Annotated in this window: 17 protein-coding genes and 1 CRISPR repeat array; of the genes, 15 read left to right on the forward strand and 2 right to left on the reverse strand. The window is 31.5% G+C overall.

Features of this window, described 5'->3' with window-relative positions:
* Positions 1–28 precede the first annotated feature (28 nt).
* The 5 genes from I6E15_RS05935 (at position 29) to I6E15_RS05955 (ending at position 3927) form a co-directional block, all read left to right on the forward strand.
* Complete coding sequence (locus tag I6E15_RS05935; protein ID WP_235246913.1) at positions 29–2164, forward strand: phage/plasmid primase, P4 family; 2136 nt, start codon at positions 29–31, stop codon at positions 2162–2164.
* A 191-nt stretch (positions 2165–2355) separates the two neighbouring features.
* A complete protein-coding gene (locus I6E15_RS05940; protein WP_235246914.1) occupies positions 2356–2589 on the forward strand; it encodes a hypothetical protein in 234 nt (77 codons plus the stop codon).
* A gap of 51 nt (positions 2590–2640) precedes the next feature.
* Positions 2641–2826 (forward strand): hypothetical protein, encoded by a 186-nt coding sequence (locus I6E15_RS05945; RefSeq protein ID WP_235246916.1) that lies wholly within the window; start codon positions 2641–2643, stop codon positions 2824–2826.
* Between the two features lie 285 nt (positions 2827–3111).
* Positions 3112–3372 (forward strand): hypothetical protein, encoded by a 261-nt coding sequence (locus I6E15_RS05950; RefSeq protein WP_235246917.1) that lies wholly within the window; start codon positions 3112–3114, stop codon positions 3370–3372.
* Positions 3373–3639: 267 nt separating this feature from the next.
* Positions 3640–3927, forward strand: a complete 288-nt coding sequence (locus tag I6E15_RS05955; protein WP_235246918.1) for a hypothetical protein — start codon at positions 3640–3642, stop codon at positions 3925–3927.
* Between the two features lie 62 nt (positions 3928–3989).
* Positions 3990–4537: direct repeats of the CRISPR family, unit length 37 nt; unit sequence GTTTCAATCCTTATTTTAACTGGACAATGTTTCTTAT.
* Positions 4538–5331: 794 nt separating this feature from the next.
* On the opposite strand, the gene I6E15_RS05960 is transcribed toward I6E15_RS05955, so the two are convergent.
* Positions 5332–6426, reverse strand: a complete 1095-nt coding sequence (locus I6E15_RS05960; protein WP_235246920.1) for a DHH family phosphoesterase — start codon at positions 6424–6426, stop codon at positions 5332–5334.
* A 1401-nt stretch (positions 6427–7827) separates the two neighbouring features.
* Between I6E15_RS05960 and I6E15_RS05965 the strand changes: the two genes are divergently transcribed.
* The 10 genes from I6E15_RS05965 (at position 7828) to I6E15_RS06010 (ending at position 21193) form a co-directional block, all read left to right on the forward strand.
* Positions 7828–8463 (forward strand): helix-turn-helix transcriptional regulator, encoded by a 636-nt coding sequence (locus I6E15_RS05965; protein WP_177162390.1) that lies wholly within the window; start codon positions 7828–7830, stop codon positions 8461–8463.
* A 93-nt stretch (positions 8464–8556) separates the two neighbouring features.
* Positions 8557–9711, forward strand: coding sequence for an N-acetylglucosamine-6-phosphate deacetylase (gene nagA / locus I6E15_RS05970; protein WP_235246923.1), 1155 nt, complete (start codon positions 8557–8559; stop codon positions 9709–9711).
* 159 nt (positions 9712–9870) lie between these two features.
* Positions 9871–10749, forward strand: coding sequence for an RluA family pseudouridine synthase (locus tag I6E15_RS05975; protein WP_235246925.1), 879 nt, complete (start codon positions 9871–9873; stop codon positions 10747–10749).
* Between the two features lie 14 nt (positions 10750–10763).
* Positions 10764–11210 carry a DUF523 domain-containing protein gene (locus tag I6E15_RS05980; RefSeq protein ID WP_235246927.1) on the forward strand — a complete coding sequence of 149 codons (447 nt, stop codon included), beginning with the start codon at positions 10764–10766 and terminating at the stop codon, positions 11208–11210.
* A gap of 20 nt (positions 11211–11230) precedes the next feature.
* Positions 11231–13258 (forward strand): 1,4-alpha-glucan branching protein GlgB, encoded by a 2028-nt coding sequence (gene glgB / locus I6E15_RS05985; protein WP_235246929.1) that lies wholly within the window; start codon positions 11231–11233, stop codon positions 13256–13258.
* Between the two features lie 19 nt (positions 13259–13277).
* Entirely contained in the window at positions 13278–14417 is a 1140-nt protein-coding gene (locus I6E15_RS05990) for a glucose-1-phosphate adenylyltransferase (RefSeq protein WP_235246930.1), read from the forward strand.
* 21 nt (positions 14418–14438) lie between these two features.
* Positions 14439–15548 carry a glucose-1-phosphate adenylyltransferase subunit GlgD gene (gene glgD, locus I6E15_RS05995; protein ID WP_235246931.1) on the forward strand — a complete coding sequence of 370 codons (1110 nt, stop codon included), beginning with the start codon at positions 14439–14441 and terminating at the stop codon, positions 15546–15548.
* Between the two features lie 22 nt (positions 15549–15570).
* Positions 15571–17001, forward strand: coding sequence for a glycogen synthase GlgA (glgA, locus tag I6E15_RS06000; protein ID WP_235246932.1), 1431 nt, complete (start codon positions 15571–15573; stop codon positions 16999–17001).
* 189 nt (positions 17002–17190) lie between these two features.
* Complete coding sequence (locus I6E15_RS06005; RefSeq protein WP_235246933.1) at positions 17191–19641, forward strand: glycogen/starch/alpha-glucan phosphorylase; 2451 nt, start codon at positions 17191–17193, stop codon at positions 19639–19641.
* Positions 19642–19843: 202 nt separating this feature from the next.
* Positions 19844–21193 (forward strand): ATP-binding protein, encoded by a 1350-nt coding sequence (locus I6E15_RS06010; RefSeq protein ID WP_235246934.1) that lies wholly within the window; start codon positions 19844–19846, stop codon positions 21191–21193.
* 234 nt (positions 21194–21427) lie between these two features.
* Here I6E15_RS06010 and I6E15_RS06015 read toward each other — a convergent pair whose 3' ends face one another.
* On the reverse strand, positions 21428–22600 hold the full coding sequence (locus I6E15_RS06015; RefSeq protein ID WP_328221980.1) for an MATE family efflux transporter: 1173 nt from the start codon (positions 22598–22600) through the stop codon (positions 21428–21430).
* Between the last annotated feature and the right edge of the window lie 51 nt (positions 22601–22651).

A 22651-nucleotide genomic window follows, 5' to 3' on the forward strand; every position in this document is an offset into this window, starting at 1 on the left:
AAAATAATCATTTTAAAAGGGGGAGAAAATGAGCAAATACGACAAGTTTAAACAATACGGCGACGAGCTAAGGTTTGTCTATTGCCCTATTTGTGGTAAAGAAAAAGACAATCCAGATTTTGCTGTGAATATAAAGACTGGGCAGTATTATTGTCATTCCACTGGTAAAGGTGGGAATATAAAGGAGATAGAGGATTTTGATATAAATCTTCTAAACATAAAAGATGTGCCTATGCCTAAAAAAGAAATCAAAAATTTTACAGATTTTTTCGTAAGGCAAATCCAAAATCATCTTGGAAACGACTGGTTGGAATATCTGAAAAGTAGGGGGATTAGTGGGAAATACCTGAATACTTTTTGTCGTAGAGGTCGTTATAACTCTATGATGATACCAATCGTAGACGAGAATAGAAAAATCGTAGGTATCAAGTATAGAACCATTGATAAAAAACTTTCATCAGAGGCAGGAAGTCAGACTAATTATTTTGTAAACTGGCATAATATAAAGGATTTTAGTTATATTGTGATAGTTGAGGGAGAGATTGACCTTTTAAGTCTTGTTGAGGCTGGGTATTACAACGTGGTTTCTTTGCCATTTGGGGCTAAAAATATCAAGTGTGTGGCTAATCAAAGGACTTGGCTTGAGAAATTTGAGAAAATTATAATTGCCACTGACAACGACGAGGCAGGGAAAGAGAGCAAAGAGAGGATAAAAGAGGAGTTAGACCCTATATCGTACAAGCTTTATGAAGTAAACTTAGGAAAATACAAAGATTTTAACGAGGTGTTGGAGCAAGAGGGAGTGGCAAAAGTTGGGGAGATTTTGGACAGTGCCAGCAGTATATGGGTGGATCCAAGCATTTTCTACGGAGAGAAAGGGAAATTTTTGTTTTTTAAGTTTGCCGAATATCTAAAAGTCAAGTATAAGGTAGCCAAGATTGACAACGAACTCTATCAATACAATGGGAAAATCTATGCTAAAGATGAGGAGATACAAAGGTTTATGATTAAGGAGATACCTGAGCTTTCGGCAAGGCAACGGAAGGAAACAATGGAGTATCTAAAGTTGATAGCCCCTATAAAAAACAGAAATGACAGGGGTTTGGTGGCTTTTGGCAACGGTATTTATTCTGTTTTGGAGGACAAGCTCTATCCATTTAGCCCTGATTTTGTGATAACTAACGAGATTTTATGGGATTACAATCCTAATTCTTACAGCGAGATTATGGACAAGACCCTAGATAAATTTACTTGCGGTGAGAAAGATACCAGAACTCTTTTGGAGGAGATGATTGGATATATATTCTTTAATAAGAATGAGTTAGGAAAAGCCTTTGTGATTGTGGGAGATAAATCCAACGGTAAGAGTACTTTCTTAAAAATCCTATCCTATCTTCTTGGAAAAAATAATATCAGTGCTTTAAACCTTGAAGATATCACAAATTCGAGGTTTAGGGTATATCAAGTGGCGAACAAGCTCTTAAACATTGGGGACGATATAGGGAGCGGATATATTCCAGAGAGTGAGAATTTTAGAAAGCTCGTAACTGGGGATATTATAACAGCTGAGCAAAAGGGGAAAGACCCAGTGGAGTTTAGTTGTTATGCCAAATTTATCTTTAGTGCCAATGAAATCCCCAAGATAAAAGACCCCACAGGAGCCACTGCCCGTAGGATAATCATTATCCCCTTTCGCAACACCTTTACCCAAAAAGATACCGACTACGACCCCTACTTTCTTGACAAAATTAAAAATAAATCTTGTATGGAATATCTGATAAAAATTGGAGTTGAGGGATTAAAGAGAGTTTTGTCAAATAAAAAATTTAGCGAAACTAAAAAAACTGATGAGCTTTTGGATAAGTTTAATAAAAATAATAATCCACTTTTTGAATTTGTGGAATTTCTGGAGAATGACAGCCCTAATCCTATGAAATTTGATTTTATTATCAATAATTATTCCTGCTTAGCTATTTTTGACGGAAAATTTAACTTGGAACATAAGGAAAATACTCTTGTTGGGTATAAGGAGTGGGCTAGTAAAAATGGATATAAGGGGATTTCTTACAATACTTTTAAAGATAATATGTGTAAAAACTTTGGGTTGGATATTAAACAGCTTAGAAAAATTGGGAAACGTCAGAGGTATTTTGTGAAAAAATAATTTGTGGCACGGCTTTTGTGCCAAAGGCACAGGGGATTTTGGTAAATCGAGTCACTTTAAAATATTTAAAGATGATAAGTTGGGATAAAAATGGCACGGTGGAACAGAATTTTCTCTTATAGACTGACATATAGAAAAGAAGTAAGGGGGAAAGAGTAGATGAGAAGTGTAGAGGAAGTTGGGATTTAGCTGTGCCACTGTGCCAAATATTATTAATACTAGATATTATATTGGCTTATGATGTCACAACTAAGATGATAGGTGGCACAACTTTAGTAATTGCTGTGCCAATGGAGAGATTTTTATATGCTGGGAGTTGGTTAATAAGAATATATTATATTGGTTTATTGGCGGTAGACATATGGTTTAATTGGTTTATAAAAGGAGATTGTAGGTTGATTTTTGGTGGTAGATTTATATATTAAAGCTTTTAATTTAAAAGGTTTATAATATGTTGGTTAAAATAGGGGGGAGAAATGGAATTACCAAAGGGGGCTTGTTTAAGGGAGTTTTATTATAGGGGGCTTTACTGCGAAACCTCAGAGGAGCTTTTGGACTATATCAAAGATAATAAGTGGTATTTCGACAAGATGCCTCCCAAGGTGCAGGAACAGTTTCGATATATTTATAGGGATTTAAAAGAAAAAGAGAATAGAAAATAAGATAATATGGCTATTTGTAAAAAAATTAAAAAGATAATAAGATGATTACCTATTGGATAAAAATAGATTTATTATAAAGTATGTCAATTTCACTAAAGATAAGAGGAAAACCACTAAAAATAAATTAAGAATAGCCTATAAATAAGATTATATAGACTAAAAAAACTGTCCATTAGATAAAAATAATATAAAAATAGATTTAATAAAGTATTATCAAAAATATTGATAGAGATAAGAGAATAGATAACAAAATTTACAATAGATTAAAAAATAGGAGGTACTTAAATGGATAAGAAATTTAAAGAGGAGTTTTTTAAGAACTATCGTTATCATCTGACTTTAAAACAAATGAGGACAATATTTGGGCTATGCTCTGAGATTGCTAAAAAGTTTGGCATTGATAGGGAGGAGGCTAGGGAGGCTTTGAAACTTAACTTCTGTGAACTAAAGCAAATACCTTATTTTTCGTGCAGTCCATATGAGTTTGATGCTCTAGGCTATGAAGACGCCAAGGAGTTTATAGATTATCTAAATTCTAAGGTGTAGAGGGTGTATATAATTAAAAATTACTTCAGATTACAGAAATTTGATTTAATTAAAACTCACTCCATTAAAATCTCAAAACTCGCTATGCTCAAACAGTTGAGATTTTTAGCATTTCGTATCGTTTATTAAATCATAAATTTCTTTCATATTTACGTAATTTTTAATTATAATATCAATATGTAATGTAAAAAATTACTTCATATTCCAAAAGTCTGACTTAGTTTAGAGAGAAAATAAAGAGTTTAATTAAATAAAAGGGGGGGGACTATGGAAAATAACAATAGAAACAGAGATATAGATTTTGATTATCTGTCAAATGACGATATAGTGGAACTTGCAAAGCCTCGGAATAAGTTGGAGGAGGACATTTTAAAGGACGCTTTGGCAAAACTTGGGGACTATACCACAGCTAAGAAACTGGCTAATTATATGGAGTTATCAGAAAGGAGTATCCGTCGCTATATTGATGATAGAAAACTTGTAACTTTTACCACTGGCACAAGACGGAAAATCTATACAAGAACTATCCTAAATATAATAAACTTAAGCGAATAAATAAAATAAGTATAAATAAGAAAAAGAGACTTTACATTATAGAAGTCTCTTTCTTTTTTTGTTTTTTTAACCTTATTTTAACTGGACAATGTTTCTTATGCAAATAAATTTATAACTTTTTCAGAAAGACCTCAGTTTCAATCCTTGTTATTAGTGGACAATGTTTCTTATAAAAAACAGTTACTGTCCCTAAAACAACACTATTTAAGTTTCAATCCTTATTTTAACTGGACGATGTTTCTTATACAAGATATGGTTAGCAAGGGAACAATAAAATTAAGTTTCAATCCTTATTTTAACTGGACAATGTTTCTTATTGAATTGAATTACTTTTTAAAAAAACTTGAATTTATAGTTTCAATCCTTATTTTAACTGGACAATGTTTCTTATAAAAGGAAATGATGCACCTAAAGGCGGTAAAATAGGGGTTTCAATCCTTATTTTAACTGGACAATGTTTCTTATTGAAGAAGAAGAAGATATATAATCAATAATGTTTCAATCCTTATTTTAACTGGACAATGTTTCTTATGTTATTCTTCCTCATCTTCCTGCAGAAATCGATTTAGACAAGTTTCAATCCTTATTTTAACTGGACAATGTTTCTTATAGCATTTTTTCACTTATTCCCTTTTATTTACCTATTCTACGACAGAAAATACGTCGCGGTTTTCCCTTAAAAAACGGCAATTTTTTCCTACTTTTTTCCCTATTTTATGTGATTTTTTAATGTTCTCCGCGGGTTTAGATAAAGAATTTAACAAAAGTTATAAACAAACTTTTTCAATTTCTCATTTTCCGCAACCTATCCATAATTATTTATAACATATTTTTCTAATTTTTTCAACCCTTTTTTTATAGGAACGACCTTTTTTATAAATCTTTTTCAATTTTTGCCAACTTACTATGGAAAACTAATTCTTTTAACTAGATAATGTTTCTTAATCGTCTTGGACATTTTTGTCCATCACGATAAAATCAACGTTTCAATCCTTGTCATTACTAGATAAGTTTCTTAATCGTCGACATAAGTGTCAATGACCTTTAATTTTAATACTTATTTTTACTAGATAATGTTTCTAATTTAGAAATAAAGATTGTTTTAACGGTGGACAAAAAAGTCCACGGTTTTAATCCTTATTCTAACTAGACAATATTTTACCTTTTTGACCTGGTAGCGATATTATCTCCCTCAGCCCTTTTTAATACTTATTTTAATTGGAATATATCAGTCGTCCACAGCACGATAAGTGAGATATGTTTAATAAAAATGTGTAAAGTCGTTCACTGTACGACAAAGAAAATGTTTTATATTTAATAAAAATTAAAGGGGAGAAAAACTCTCCCCTAAAACCTACAATATTAAAAAATATTAAAAATCGATATTCTCAAAAACTTACATTATTAATATATAAAGCTCTCAAAAACAACCTTATCGCTCTTAGCCACGGCGTTCATATTGTCCAAGAACTTGCTCATAATAAATTCTTTTATCTCATCTTGATTGATACTTCTATAACCAGAGGCGTTTTTATGCCCACCCCCAGAGAACTTGCTCGCCATACCTAGCTTTTTAGAAAGAGTTGACACGTCCACATCTTTTTTACTTCTAAGGGAGATAGTCCCTTGAGTAGTCACAAAAGCCACAATATCAGCCTCGTCCTCCTCGAATATCTCGTGACTAAACAGTGATTGATATTTTTGGTCAAAATCGTAGAAAATCTTCACAAAATATTTACCGAAACGATAGTTTAAAGCTTTCTTTCTGCTTATTTTACAATAATCTTTGTAATCGTCCATATATATTTCGTAGGACATTTCCAAAAGCTCGTTAAGTTTAGAAAGGTCATTCATATTTTCGATAATTTTCTTATAAAAATACTTTTTACCAAGGACTTTTTCCATAGCATTTACCCCTAAAGCTCCAAGATATTTTTCGGAATCATCATCTTTGTCAAGCTTAGTCCAAGTAAATATGTCCCAAAGTTTTACAATCTCTGTAAATTTGTCAAGGTTGGCGTAAAGCTCAGGGAATTTTTCATCAAAAGCAAAGGTATCTTTAAAATATTTTAACGACAAAGTAGCCCCAGACTCACTATCACTCCAAGCATAAGAGATGTTTTTTAGCTTAGTTCTCTTAAGCCAAAGGTTTGGGTCGTTGGTAATGTGGTGGTCTATAAATATTATGTGTGTTTTCTCAAGAAGTGCCTGATTGATGTTTAGGTACTCAGGAGTTGGGTTAGCCCTGTCACATATAAAAATCTTGTCCCCAAATTGTAGTGGCACAAGGTTATGTGCAAAATCTATCATCTTTTCAGTTTCGGCACTAGTAGGGTTTGATGAGGATAACACAAGCCAATAAAACTCTTTATTCTCCAATTTCTCGATAGCTGATTGGATAACCATAGCCGAAGTAAGCCCGTCAGCATCAGAGTGAGTTATGATAATTCTTTTTGGTAGATGTTTTCTACTTTTTGTTGATATTTTTAAAATTTCCATTTTTTCTCCATTAATCTATAGTAAATAAAGTCTAATTTTTCACGACTTTTCATATTATACTACATTTTTAACAAAAAATATAGAGAAATAATAGTAGATATTAATAAAATTAAGAATTACTCCATACTTCTAGAAATTGATTAACTACGGTTTATCTCATTAAAAGCATAAAACTCGCTACGCTCAAACAGTTATGCTTTTTAGCATTCGATAAATCCTTGTTAATCTAACTTCTTTCAGTAATTTCCGTAATTCTTAATAATAACATCGGTGTGCAATGTAAAAAATTATTCCATATTCCAAAAATCTGACCTAGCTAAGCTCGTTTCACTAAAAACGACAAACTCGCTACGCTCAGACAGTGTCGTTTTTTAACGTTCAACCTCACTTGCTATCTCTAGATTTTTTCCATAAATTCTATAATTTTTAATAATAATACCAATATATAATGTAAAAAAAGACCCCATAGGGGGTTGGAGATTTCAAAAATGCCTACTTCTTCATAATGATAAAATAACCTAAAATCAAGACACCAATAACCAAAGTTAAAGTTGCCTCTCCATTTAAGTTAACATTCTGAATAAAAAACATATCAAAACCTCCTAAACATTCAATTTCCACCTTGGTCAAAGGCAGAATAAAAGCCACAATAACTAGATTGTGGCTGATATTCTGACCTTGTTACAATTTGAATGTTTAGTACCCTATGGGTTTGTTTCTAAGATAATTATATCATTTTTTTTCTAATTTGTAAAGCAAAGAATAAAAGCCATAATCCTAAGACTACGGCTAATATTCTGACCTTTTTTGACTAACATATGTAAGAGATTTCTCTAATTTATTATATAATTTTTTAATAAACTTGTAAAGAATAAAAGCTCCTCAAATATGGGAGCCTCTACTCTAAGCTTAGTAATTCAACGTTTAGTACCCTATGGGTTTCTTATTATTTATTATATAATTTTTCTTATGATTTGTAAACTAAATTATAAAGTCCGATAAACCATAAAAACATATTATTTTTTTATTAACCTAAAAAACCTCACCATATAAATTTTTCCTACATTATTTAGTCAATAAATTTTTTTCTCTATTCTCTCTACCTCTCTTTCTTCTTACTATCTCCTTATATCTTTAACTCTTACATTCCTTTTTAAAAACTCTTTTCATTTTCTTTACCTTATAATATTTTCTTCAACCTTAAAAAACTTTCTCTTAACCTCATTACTTTTTTACATTTTTTTATTATAAGAATTATAACCTTATAAACTGTCTTATTTTCTTTTTCTCCTTTATCTTCTCAACCTCTATATTCCTAACCTATAAAACTCTTTTCATTCCTCTCCCAATTCCCCCAATAATGTGGTATAATTAATATAGACAGCAAAATGGGAGGGACATATGAATAAAAAAGAGGCACTTAATTTTTTAAAAAGATTAGCTGAAGGGATATCTCAAACATTTGGACAGGATTGTGAAACAGTAATCCACGACTTAAGGACAGAAGACGAAGTGATCGTAGCTATATATAACGGAAACGTAACAGGAAGAAAAATCGGAGACAAGCTAAACCTTTTAGGAGTCTACGAACTAGAAGAGATGGAGAACGGAAAAGATTTCTATAACTGTCTTTGCAAAACTAACGACGGACGTTTTATAAAATCCACAACAGTCCATTTTAAATCTGATGATTTCCACTATGCTTTCGGTATAAATTTTGATTATACAAAGTTTTATGACGTTAGCAAAGTTCTGTCAGCCTTTATGAAAATCGGTGTAGATGTTACAAAGGTAGTTAATGAAAGTCCTAGTGAGAAACTTTTCGAGGAGATATATGAGGAGGCAGTGGAGCATTTTGGTAAAAATCCAAAGATGATGAACAAAGAGGAAAGATTAGAGCTTATCACATATATAAAAGACCACGGAGGATTCTCTTTGAAGAAAAGTGTTGTAAATCTAGCCAAGTATTTAGAGGTAAGTAGATTCACAGTGTACAATTATTTTAAAGAGTTAGGGATCGACCCAAAGGATAAATAGAAAATAAAATTCAAGAAATTATTATTTTGAAAAATAAATACAAATATGGTATAATTATAGTATAACATAAAATATATAAATTAGGAGGCAACAATGGAAACTTTAGTTTTAAAAAATGGAAAATTAGTTTTAGAAAACAAAATCATTGAAGGTAGCTTATTAGTAGTTGACGGAGTTATTACAAGAATAGTAGAAGATAGATTTGGAGAAGAATTAACAGGAGACAGAGTAGTTGACCTAGAAGGAAAAACAGTTATTCCAGGATTTGTAGACGTACATATCCACGGTTGTGATGGTGCAGACTTAATGGATTGTTCTGTTGAATCTTTAAGAAAAATGTCAAAATTTGTTGCAACAAAAGGTGTTACAAACTTCTTACCTACAACACTTACAGCTCCAAAAGATGAACTTAAAAAAGCTCTAGCTTGTGCAGGAGAATTACAAAATAAAGATATCGAAGGAGCAAATATATTCGGTGTTCATATGGAAGGACCTTACTTTGACGTAGCATTCAAAGGGGCTCAAGACGACAGATTTATGACAAAAGCAGATACATCAGAATTAGAAGAATACCTAAACGTTAAAAAAGGTGTTTTAAAATTAATGTCATTATCAGCAAGTGATGATACATACTTAGAACCAATCAGATTCTTAAGAAAAAATGGTGTAATAGTTTCTATCGGTCACTCAAACGGAGTTTACGAAAATGTAAGAAAAGCTGTTGAAGCAGGATTATCTCACGCAACTCACACTTATAACGGAATGAGAGGAATCACTCACAGAGAACTTGGAATTGCTGGAGGAGTTTTAGTTTCTGACGAAATCAACGCAGAAATTATATTTGACGGAATCCACGTTCACCCAAAAGCAGTAGAATTAGTAATCAGAGCAAAAGGAACAGACAGAGTAGTTTTAATAACTGATGCTATGTCAGCCACAGGACTTGCAGACGGAGACTACAAACTTGGAAAATTAGACGTTTACGTAAAAGATAACCAAGCTAGATTAAAAAGCAATGACGCTCTAGCTGGAAGTGTGCTTACAATGGATAAAGCATTTAGAAATGTTATGAACTTAGGATATTCAATATTTGACGCTGTAAAAATGTCAAGTACAAATGCTTGTGATGAATTTGGTTTAAATGCAGGAAGAATACAACTTGGAAAAAGAGCAGACTTTGCTGTATTAGACGATAATAGAGAAGTTGCAATGACTGTTGTTAATGGAAAAATCAAATTTGAAAGATAATTAAACACTAAATTAGAAAGTTATTTTTCATTGGATTTCAATGTCTGATGAGAAATAACTTTTATTTTTTTAAAAAAGTTAAATAAAGGACTTAAAAAAAAATTAAAAATGTGGTAGAATCTACTTATAAAAGAAAAAATTCAAAAAATAGGAGTAAAATTGAAAAATATAAGTTTGAAAGTAAAAGAAAATGACGAATTAATGAAATTTTTGATAGAAAACTTGCCTGGTAAAAATAGAAATAATATCAAGTCACTTCTAAAAAATGGGCAAATTCTAGTAAATGGTGTTAGAACATCTCAATTTAATCATAAATTGGTCATAAATGATGAAGTTTTAGTGTCAGCATCTCGTATTACAGAGGAAAACCTACAAGGTATCAAGATAGTTTACGAAGATGACGACATTGTTGCTATCGAAAAACCAGAGGGAATGTTATCAATCGCTACTGATAAAGAGAGGGAAAAGACAGCTTATAATATAGTAAAAGAATATATAAAAGCTAAAAATCCCAACGAAAAACTTTTTATCGTTCATAGACTTGACAGAGGTACTTCTGGAGTTATGATATTTGCTAAGACTGAGGGAATGCAACAAGTTCTTCAAACTAACTGGCAAAACTTTGTAAAAGAGAGAAAATACGTGGCAGTTGTTGAAGGTAGAGTTGAAAAAGATAGAGACACTTTGATTTCTTACTTAAAAGAAAATAGTGCAATGGTAACTTTCTCTAGTCTAACAGAGATAGAAGGATCTAAAAAAGCTATCACTCACTACGAAGTTTTAAAAAGAAGTAGAGGTTACTCTTTAGTTGAGGCTGATATCGAAACAGGAAGAAAAAATCAAATAAGAGTACATATGCAAAGTATTGGTCACAGTATCATAGGTGACAAAAAATATGGAGCAAAAACAAATCCTCTTAGAAGACTTGGACTTCACGCTAGAACAATAGTTTTTAAACACCCTAGAACAAATAAAATCTTATCTTTCGAAACAAAGATACCTACAAGATTTTCAGCTATGTTCAAGGTAAGCAAATAAATTAAGGAGAAGTTATGATTGGGATTAGTAGTTGTTTATGTGGTATAAATTGCAAATACAATGGAAAAAGTAACTTAAATCCTATATTTTTAGAGCTACTTAACAAAGGACTTGCAGTGCCTATCTGTCCAGAACAACTTGGGGGATTAACTACTCCGAGAGTTCCTGCAGAAATAAAAAAAGATTTTAAAGGAAATTTGCAAGTTGTTACGAAGAATAGTATAAACGTAACTAAGGAGTATGAACTTGGTGCAAAAAGAGCTTTAGATATTTTAAAGGCTCTTAACATAACTAAAGTTATCCTTAGAAGAAGAAGTCCCTCTTGTGGATACGGAGAGATTTATGACGGGACTTTCACAGGGACTGTCATAGAGGGAAATGGTGTTACAGTAGATCTATTCTTAAAAAATGGAATAGAAGTAATAACAGATGATGATTACATTAAAAGTTTAGATAAATAGTAATCGAACAGAGGTGAGCTATGATTTTTGAGAGTATTAAAGAATTTGGGGAAGAGATGCGTTTGTTCCATTCAGAGGTAAATCATAGACTATATTATAGTTTAGGTTGCCACTTGAAAAAAGAGAAAGGGAAATGGGGAGCGGAGTTTAAAGTCTGGGCTCCTAACGCAAAAGATGTTTCAGTTGTAGGGAATTTTAATGATTGGGACGGCTCAAAACATAGAATGTTTTTCAACGGTTATCACGGTGTTTGGAGTATATTTATTCCAAATATCAAAGAGGGAGATATTTATAAATATGAGATTACCTCACAAGATGGTAGAGTATTTTTAAAATCAGACCCTTTTGCTTTCTATTCAGAATTAAGACCGGGAACTGCCTCGATAGTAAAAGATGTTACAAGACCATATAATTGGGAAGATGATGATTGGCTAGAAAAAAGATCTAATTGGAATCCATTTGAGAGTCCAATGAATATCTACGAAATTCACTTAGGTTCTTGGAGAAGAAAACCAGAATCAGAGATTGTGAAGATTGATAAGCCAGACTTAGAAAAAACTCAAGAGGAATTAAAAGCTGAGAGCGGATTTTTAGATTACAGAGAGATCTGTGATAAGTTATTACCATATATTCTTGAAATGGGGTATACTCACGTTGAGATAATGCCTCTTTCAGAACACCCATTAGATGGTTCTTGGGGATATCAAGCTGTTGGTTATTATTCAATGACTAGCAGATATGGAGATCCAGAAGGTTTTAAATATTTGGTAAATGAATTTCACAAGGCTGGAATAGGAGTTATACTTGATTGGGTTCCAGGGCATTTCTGTAAAGATGCACACGGACTTTTAAAGTTTGACGGAACACCACTTTACGAATATCCAGATGAATGGAGAAGTGAGAACAAAGGTTGGGGAACAGCTAATTTTAACTTAGCTAGTCCAGAGGTCAGAAGTTTTTTAATATCAAATGCAGTATTTTTATTTGATATTTATCATATAGACGGAATAAGAGCAGACGCAGTTTCAAATATTATCTATTTGGAGTACGGACAACCAGAAGTGAGAGGTTTAAAAAATAAATACGGTGGAGATGAAGACTTAGATGCCATAGAGTTTTTAAGACTTCTTAACGAAATTATATTTTCAGAGTTTAAAAATCCACTTATGATAGCAGAGGAGGCAACAGCTTGGCCACTTGTTACAAGACCAGCTTATGTAGGAGGTCTTGGATTTAACTACAAGTGGAATATGGGTTGGATGAACGATATGCTAAAGTATATGGAGATGGATCCAATATATAGACAGTATCATCACAACTTGGTAACATTCTCCTTGATGTATTGTTTCTCTGAAAACTATATTTTATCACTGTCTCACGACGAGGTAGTACACGGTAAAAAATCTTTACTAGACAAGATGTTTGGTAGATACGAGGATAAATTTGCAAGTCTTAGAATGTTTCTAGGATATATGTACGGTCACCCAGGAAAGAAACTTAACTTTATGGGAACAGAGATTGGGCAATTTATGGAATGGAGATTCTATGAAGAGCTTGAATGGAAGATGCTTAAATATCCAATGCACGATAGTATAAAAACTTACGTTAGAGATTTGAATAAACTTTATAAAAAAGAAAAATCTCTATGGGAACAAGACACAACTTATGATGGATTTGAATGGGTAGATCACAGCAACTATCAAGAGAGCGTTATATCTTTTGTAAGAAAGAGTAAAGACGAAAAAGATTTCTTGCTATTTGTATGCAACTTTACTCCAGTGGCACATTTTAACTATTTAGTAGGAAGTAGGGACCTTGTGGATTACGAGGAGATATTCAACAGTGACAGAGATATTTACTCTGGAACAAATATCCTAAATAGTGGAGTAATCAAGCCAAAATTACAAAATATAAACGGAATACCTTATTCATTGGAACTTAACATTCCACCATTATCTACAATAATATTAAAACCAAAATTTAAAGAAGAAGAAAAAGAACTAAAAGAAAAATCTAAAATAATAAAAAATATAGATATAAACAAATAAATAGGAGGGTGTGACAATTATGAAAAAAGAAATGATAGCTATGATATTAGCAGGAGGTCAAGGTAGTAGACTAAAACTTCTTACTAAAAATATCGCAAAACCAGCAGTTCCATTTGGTGGAAAATATAGAATTATAGATTTCCCTTTAAGTAACTGTACTAACTCAGGGATTGATACAGTTGGAATCTTAGTTCAATACAAACCAAAAGCATTAAATAACTATATAGGGATAGGAAGTTCTTGGGATTTAAACAGAAACTTTGGAGGAGTTAGTATACTTCCACCATATATGCAAGAAGACGGTGGTTGGTGGTACAAAGGTACAGCTAACTCAATCTATCAAAATATAGATTTTATAGATGATTATGACCCAGAATATGTTTTAATCCTTTCAGGAGACCATATTTATAAAATGGATTATAACAAAATGTTAGAATATCACAAATCAAGAAACGCTGACGCAACAATAGCTGTTCTTAACGTTTCTTTAGAAGAAGCTAGCAGATTCGGTATAATGAACGTTAAAAATGAAGATGAAATATACGAATTTGAAGAAAAACCAGCTAAACCAAAAAGTACATTAGCATCAATGGGAATTTATATCTTTAATTGGAAAACATTAAGACAAGCATTGATTGAAGACGAAGCAAACGACAAATCTTCAAATGACTTTGGTAAAGATATTATACCAAAATTATTAGGAGAAGGAAGAAAACTTATAGCTTATCCATTTGAAGGATACTGGAAAGACGTTGGAACAGTTGAAAGTCTATGGGAAGCTAATATGGACTTATTAGGTGAAAAACCAAAATTTGATATCTTTGATAAAAACTGGAGAATTTACTCTAAATCAACTAACAAACCAAGCCAAGTTATAGGAAGTAACGCAGTTATAGAAAACTCTCTAATAACTGAAGGTTGTGTAATCAACGGTACAGTTGAAAACTCAATCCTATTCCAAGGAGTAGTAGTTGAAGAAGGAGCAGTAATAAAAGATTCAGTTGTTATGTGTGACAGTGTAGTTAAAAAAGGTTCTTTAGTAAACAGAGCTATTTGCGGAAGACACGTTGTTGTTGAAGAGGGTAAAAAAGTTTCTGGTAGCGAAGAGATAGCTTTAATTGCAGAAGACGGAATAGTAAACGAAGATGTTACAAAATAATTTTGGGGAGAGTGAAGAAAGATGTTAAATAATTGCTTTGGAATATTAAGTGCAACAGAAAGTAGAGATAGTTTAAGAAGACTTGCAGCTCACAGAGCGGTAGCTTCTATACCTATCGGAGGAAAATATAGAGTAGTTGACTTTGCTTTATCAAATATGGTAAACTCTGGAATAAAACTTGTTGGTATCTTAACTCAAACAGACAGTAGATCTTTAAGAGACCATATTGGTGGAGGTTCAGCTTGGGACTTAAACAGAAGAAATAAAGGTTTATATATGTTCCACGACAAAAGAAACCAAGCAGTAAGCTATGACTTACAAATATTAAAAGACAATAGAGAATTTTTAGCAAGAGTAAAAGAGGAATATGTAGTATTCTCATCTACTTATTTAATTGCTAACGTTGATATAGAAGCAGCAGTAAGACAACATATAGAATCTGGTGCAGTTGTAACTATCGTTTACAAACACACTGATGAAGCTGATAAAAAATACCTAGATTGCGGAGAATTACAAATAAATATGAACGGAGAAATCTTAGGTGTTGAAAAAAATAGTGGAAAATCAAAAGACGCTAACATCTCTATGGAAATATTTATAATGAAAAAATCTTACTTAGAATCATTAATAGACAAAGTTGCTTACGCAGATTATGCTAGAACTTTAAAATCTGTTGTATATGAAAACTTAGGTAAGATAGATATAAAAGGTTACGAACATAAAGGATATTTAGGTTGTGTAAACTCACTTCTTACTTACTACAACACTAATATGGAAATGTTAAACGTAGATATTACAAGAGAGTTATTCTTTGAAGGACGTGCTATTTATAGTAAATCTAAAGACTCAGTTCCTACAAAATACTCGAAAGGATCTAAAGTTGTTGACTCATTAATAGCTAACGGTTGTGAAATCAAAGGTTCTGTAAAAGGAAGCGTAATTTCAAGATCTGTTGTTATTGAAGAGGGAGCAGAAGTAGAAAACTGTATTTTATTACAAAACTGTGTAATTAAAAGCGGTTGCAAAATTAAAAATGTAATAATGGATAAAAATGTTGTATTAGCTGAAGGAACAGAATTAAGAGGAAGTAATATATATCCATTAATAATTGAAAAAGAAGTTTTAAAATAGTAAAATATTTGGAGGTGGAGCAATGAAAGTTTTATTTGCAGCATCTGAGGCAGCTCCTTTTATAAAAACTGGTGGACTTGCAGATGTAGCTTACGCGTTACCAAAAGCTTTGAAAAAAATAGCTGTTGATGTAAGAGTAGTTCTTCCTAAATATGGAAAAATATCTGAAGAGTTCAAAAATAAAATGAAAAAAATAGCAGAGTTCAGAGTACCAGTTGGTTGGAGAAACCAATATTGTGGACTTGAATCTTTAGAATATGATGGAGTTACTTTTTATTTCCTAGACAATGAATATTATTTTAAGAGAGAAGAACCTTATGGACACTTTGATGATGGAGAGATATTCACTTTTTTCTCAAGAGCTATCCTTGAAAGTATAAAATATATGGAAGACTTCAAACCAGATGTTATCCACTGTAACGACTGGCATACAGGAGTTGTACCATTATTCTTAAAAACTCACTATGCTTATGATGTGAGATATCAAGGAATAAAAACTGTATATACTATCCACAACTTAAAATATCAAGGAGTTTTCTCTAAATCAATCTTAGGAGAACTATTAAGTCTTGATGATTCTTACTTTGCAGAAGATAAGATTAAATTCTTTGACGGAGTTTCATTTATGAAAGCTGGTATAATGTATTCTGACGAAGTAAATACAGTAAGTAACTCTTACGCTGACGAAATAAGAACTCCATACTTTGGTGAAAACCTAGATGGACTTTTAAATGGAATTAGCTATAAATTATCAGGAATAGTTAATGGAATAGACTATGACGAACACAACCCATTGACAGATAAAAATATATTCAAACAATATGACAAAGAAACTTTAGATTATAAAGTTGTCAACAAATTAAAACTACAAGAGGAATTAGGTTTACCAGTTGATGAAAATATCCCTATGATAGGATTAGTTTCAAGACTTGTATCTCAAAAAGGACTTGACCTTATAAGAGCCGTTATAGATGATATTTTAAGACTTAATGTACAATTTGTAGTAATAGGTACAGGGGATAAAGCTTACGAAGATATGTTTAGATACTATACTTACAAATATAAAGATAAAATGTTTGGATTTATAGGATTTGACAATAAACTAGCTAAAGAAGTATATGCTGGAGCAGATATGTTCTTGATGCCATCACAATTTGAACCTTGTGGAATAGGACAACTTATAGCTTTAAGATACGGTACACTTCCTATCGTTAGAGAAACTGGTGGACTTAAAGACACAGTTACTCCTTACAACGAATATGATGGTACAGGAAATGGATTCTCTTTCACAAACTACAATGCTCACGATATGTTACACGTTATCGAAAATGCAGTAGAGTTATACAAAAACAAAGAAGTATGGAGAAAACTACAATTAAACGCTATGAATTCAGAAATAAGCTGGAAAGAATCTGCTTTGAAATACAAAGAATTGTATAACAAATTGGGATAAAAGTAGTTACTTTTCAGACAAAAATTGACCAAAAGATTTATTCATAAAAATATGGTTGAAATTTTTTCAATTAGTTTGTATAATTTCTATGTCGGTAGAAATTAGGAAAAAAATAAACAAGTCAAAAATTTGGTTTCCCTGTTCACTATGGCAGGGAAACTTTTTTATAAGAAAAAATGGGAGGAAAGTATGATATTAGCGAAAACAAAAGAAGAGATAAAAAACGATTATCTTAAAAGATTGACTTTTACTTTTGCTGAGGATATTTCACAAGCTACTTTGGAGCATAAGTATTTTGCACTTGGAAAACTAATAAAAGACTACTTAACAGAAAAATGGGCAGAAACTAATAAAATTTACAGAGAGCGTAAAGTAAAACAAACTTATTATTTTTCAATGGAGTTTTTAATAGGAAGACTTCTTGAAACAAACTTAATAAATCTTGGAATAAGAGATTTATGTGAAGAAGCATTAAAAGAATTAGGAATTAACTTCAATGAGTTAGTTTCTTATGAAGAAGATGCTGGACTTGGAAACGGAGGTCTAGGAAGACTTGCTGCTTGTTTCATAGATTCAATGGCATCTCTATCACTACCAGCTCATGGAAATGGAATCCGTTTTAAACACGGATTATTCAAACAAAAAATAGAAAACGGTTACCAAGTAGAACAACTTGATGACTGGTTAAAAAAAGATTTCGTTTGGGAAATCAAAAGAGCAGATAAAAGTGTAGATGTACGTTTTGGGGGAAATGTTTACTTAAAAGAAGTTAATGGAAAATTAGTTCCAGTATATGAAAACCCTGAAATTATTCGTGCAGTACCTTATGACGTGCCAGTTCCTGGATATCAAACAATGAACGTAAACACTCTAAGACTTTGGAGTGCTGATATGCCAGAAAAACCTATAAATCTTTCTACATTACAAAGAGGAGAATACTTATCTTACTTAGAACAAAGATATTCTGTAGAAGAAATCTCTCAAGTACTATATCCAGATGATACAAGTCTTGAAGGAAAAAGATTAAGACTTAAACAAGAATACTTCTTTACAAGTGCTGGTATCCAAAGTATTGTAAGAAGTTTCTTAAAACTTGGAGAACCAATAACTGAACTTCACAACTATGTAGCAATCCACATCAATGACACTCACCCAGCTGTTGCAGTTGCAGAGCTTATGAGAATATTACTTGATGACTATGAATTAGATTGGGATACAGCTTGGAGAATTACAGTAAAAACTTGTGCTTACACTAACCATACAATAATGGCTGAAGCATTAGAAAAATGGGACGTAAATGTATTTAAAAAATTACTTCCAAGAATCTATATGATAATAGAAGAAATCAACAGAAGATTCTGTCAAGAAGTTGCTGATAGATATTACAATGATTGGGGAAAAGTAAATAATATGTCAATCATTCAATACAACAACATCAAAATGGCAAATCTTGCAATAGTAGGATCTCACTCTATAAACGGGGTTGCTTGGTTACATACTGAGATATTAAAAAATAGAGAATTAAAAGATTTCTACGAAATGTATCCAGACAGATTTAACAACAAAACAAACGGTATCACTCACAGAAGATGGCTTGTAAAAGCTAACCGTCCATTAACAGATCTATTTATCGAATTATACGGTGGATCTGAAGATTGGTTAAAAGATACATCTTCTATGAAAAAATTATTAGAATACAAAGACGACAAAAAAATCTTAAAAAGATTAGCTCAAATAAAAGCTGACAAAAAACTAGAAATGGCTAAATTCGTAAAAGAACAATATGGAATAACTATAGATCCAAAATCTATATTTGACGTTCAAGTAAAAAGACTTCACGCTTACAAGCGTCAACTTTTAAACTTATTCCACATTATGTATCTATATAATGAATTAAAAGCTAATCCAAACCTTGATATAGTTCCAAGAACATTCTTCTTTGGAGCTAAAGCAGCACCAGGATATTCTCTAGCTAAACAAGTTATAAAACTTATCAACACAGTAGCTGAAAAAATCAACAATGATAAATCTATCAAAGGAAAAATCAAAGTTGTATTCTTAGAAAACTATGGTGTAAGTTTAGCAGAAAAAATAATCCCTGCTGGAGATGTAAGTGAACAAATATCTACTGCATCTAAAGAAGCATCAGGTACAGGAAATATGAAATTTATGATGAATGGTGCTATAACTCTTGCTACTCTTGACGGAGCAAATGTTGAAATAGACCAAGCTGTTGGTAGAGATAATATAGTTGTATTTGGTTTAACATCTCAAGAAGTAATGCACTACAACGCTTTCGGTGGATACAATATGAGAGATGTATTTGATAACGATCCAAGACTTCAAAAAATTATCGACCAAATTACAAATGGATACTATGGAGTTAATTCATCAGAATTTTCTATGATCCTTGATGATCTATTCAATAAAAATGACGAATTCTTCGTTCTTAAAGACTTTGACGCTTATGTTAAAGCTCAAGAAAAAATTGATAGATTATACAGAGATCAAGAAAAATGGCAACAAATGTGCTTAATAAATATCGCTAACTCTGGAATATTCTCATCAGATAATACAATCAGAAGATATGCTGACGAAATCTGGAACATTAAATCTTGCGATATACCTGAAGTGAAATAATTAAATAACTTTAATAAAAAAAGGCTGTGCAATTAATTTTGTACAGTCTTTTCTTTTACTTAAAAATAAAGTTCATTGGATTTCGTGGGAATTTACCAAAAAAGAAGATGCGATTTCGTGAGAAATATGCTATAATTTAGATAGGATTTCGTGAGAAATAAAGGGTAAAAGATAGTAGGATTTCGTGATTTTGGAGGTTTAAATGCTAAAAAGAAAATTATATAGTTCTTTGCTTGATTGGAAAGATAGATATAAAGGGACAAAAGCTCTTCTTATAGATGGAGCTAGAAGAATTGGAAAAAGTTTCTTGTGTGAAGAGTTTGGAAAAAATGAATATAAAAGTTATATCCTCGTAGATTTTGGAAATATATCCAAAGAGATTATTGATGTATTTGAAAATGAAAGTACAAATCTAGATTTATTTTTTATGAAACTATCAGCTTTTTATGGAGTAAGATTGTATGAAAGAGAGAGTTTAATAATTTTTGACGAAGTTCAACAGTTTCCAAGAGCAAGACAGCTTATAAAATATTTGGTTAAAGATGGAAGATACGACTATATAGAAACAGGCTCTTTACTTTCTTTAAAAAGAAATATAGAAAATATAATACTTCCATCAGAAGAAAAACACATTGAGATGTATCCTCTTGATTTTGAAGAATTTTTATGGGCTTTGGGAGATACAACAACAATTCCAATATTAAAAGAATTTTTTGATAAAAAACTTCCATTAGGGCAAGCTCTCCATAGAAAGATTATGAATGATTTTAGACAATATATTTTAGTTGGTGGAATGCCACAAGCTGTTAATATGTATTTAGAAACAAAAAATTTTGCAGATGTAGACGATATAAAAAGAGATATTTTAAATCTGTATAGAAATGATATTGGAAAATTTGCAAAGGGATATGAAAATAAAGTTATGTCTATCTTCGATGAAATACCAAGTCAACTTTCTAAAAAAGAAAAAAAATATAAATTAAGTGCTGTATCAAAAGAAGCTAGATATAGAGAGTACGAAGATTCTTTTATGTGGCTAAATGATGCAATGATAACTAATACTTGTTATAATTCCACTGACCCAAATATTGGGCTTAACTTAAATAGTGATTTTTCCACAAGAAAATGTTATATGATGGACACTGGACTTTTGGTTACTCAGACTTTTATGGACAGCGATTATACAGAAAACGAGCTTTATAAGGCAGTTCTTTTTAATAAATTAAATATTAACGAGGGAATGCTTATGGAAAATGTTGTGGCTCAAACTTTAAGGACAAATGGTCATAAACTATTTTTCTACTCTAAAACTGACAGAGAGAATAAAGAAAATAATATGGAGTTAGATTTTCTGATAAAAGATAGAGAAAATTTAAAAAAGATAGCTGTCATAGAGGTAAAATCATCATCTTATAAAAAACATTCATCATTGGATAAATTTAGAACTAGATACAAAGATAGAATTGGAAATTCATATATTCTTTATCAAAAAGATTTAATGATAAAAGATGGGGTTATACATTTGCCAATCTATATGAGTATATTTCTTTAAATATAAAAAAGAGGCTGTTGCAAATTTAGGAAATATAAGATTAAAAATTACTACAGATTACGAAAAATTGATTTATTAAAAGCTCATCTCATTAAAATCACAAAACTCACTTCGTTCAAACAGTTGTGATTTTTAGCATTCGATGTCGCTTTATAAATCTAATTTTTCTCCATAATTTCCGTAATTTTTAATCCATATTTTTAATAAAAATGTGTACTGCACCCAAAATTTTTATTATGCTCTAATTCTTTTAAACAAGAAACAGCTAGTTATAAAAGTAAGCAGATCTGATGCTGGTAGAACCAACCATATTCCAGCCTCACCCCAAAGTGGAGGAAGTATCACAACAGCCACCAACACAAAAACCACACTTCTAAGTATTGACAACATATTAGAAAGTTTTGTACTTCCCTTTGCTTGAAGATAAGCTATATTTACAAAGTTAGCTCCCAAGAAAACCAAAGCACTAGAAAATAATATTATCCCCTTACAAGACATCTCAATAAGTGGAGGGTCGTTAGTAAACATCTTTATTAACCACTCTCCTAAAAGAAATACACAGCCTAAAAGGAAAGATGATATACAAAGTGCTGATAGATGTCCAATCTTAAATATTTGTTTAACCCTTTGTATCTCTTTTATTCCATAGTTAAAACTTGCAATCGGTTGTAATGCTTGTCCAAATCCAGAGAACACCATTCTAAACATATAGCAGATATAAGTTACAATAGAATAAGAGGAAACTCCCAAAGGACCACTGTAAGCCATAAAAGTTTTGTTAAGAAGTGTATTTGTTACAGCAGCGGCAAACTCAATAGTAAATGATGGGAAACCAACTGTTACTATTTTTATAAAGAAAGGTAATCTTAATTTCTCAAATCTAAATTTTATCTTAGTGCCAGAACGGAAAAAATATGTAACCAAGATTATAAAAGATACCACTTGCCCAATTCCAGTTGCTAAGGCTCCGCCAAATAATCCCATATCAAAGATAACTATAAAAAGCCAATCTAAAAATATATTTGTCACAGCTCCAGAAACCATAGAGATAAAAGCATAAGTGGGAGCTTTATCATTTCTTACCACAGCATTAAGACTATTCGATAACATAAGAAAAATAAGAGCTGCCGTACAAGTATAAAGATATTCTTTTACAAGGGGAAGAAGTTCCTCGTTAGATCCCATTAAAATCATCAAACTATCATTAAATCCAAATACGAGAAGTGCTAGAAAAATATAAGCCACAACATTTAATGTAATCAGATGAGAGAAACAAGTATTTTTTAGTCTTAAATTTTTTGCGTGAAGTGACATAACAGTTGCTCCACCCATACCGAATAAAAAACTTAATGCCACACCGAGATTTATTATTGGGTATCTGATATGATACCCATAAAGGACACATATATATTATCAACAAATTAAAAAATATAAGAAAGTTGGTAATGTATGTCTAAT

This window comes from Fusobacterium perfoetens, assembly GCF_021531475.1.
GTDB lineage: Bacteria > Fusobacteriota > Fusobacteriia > Fusobacteriales > Fusobacteriaceae > Fusobacterium_B.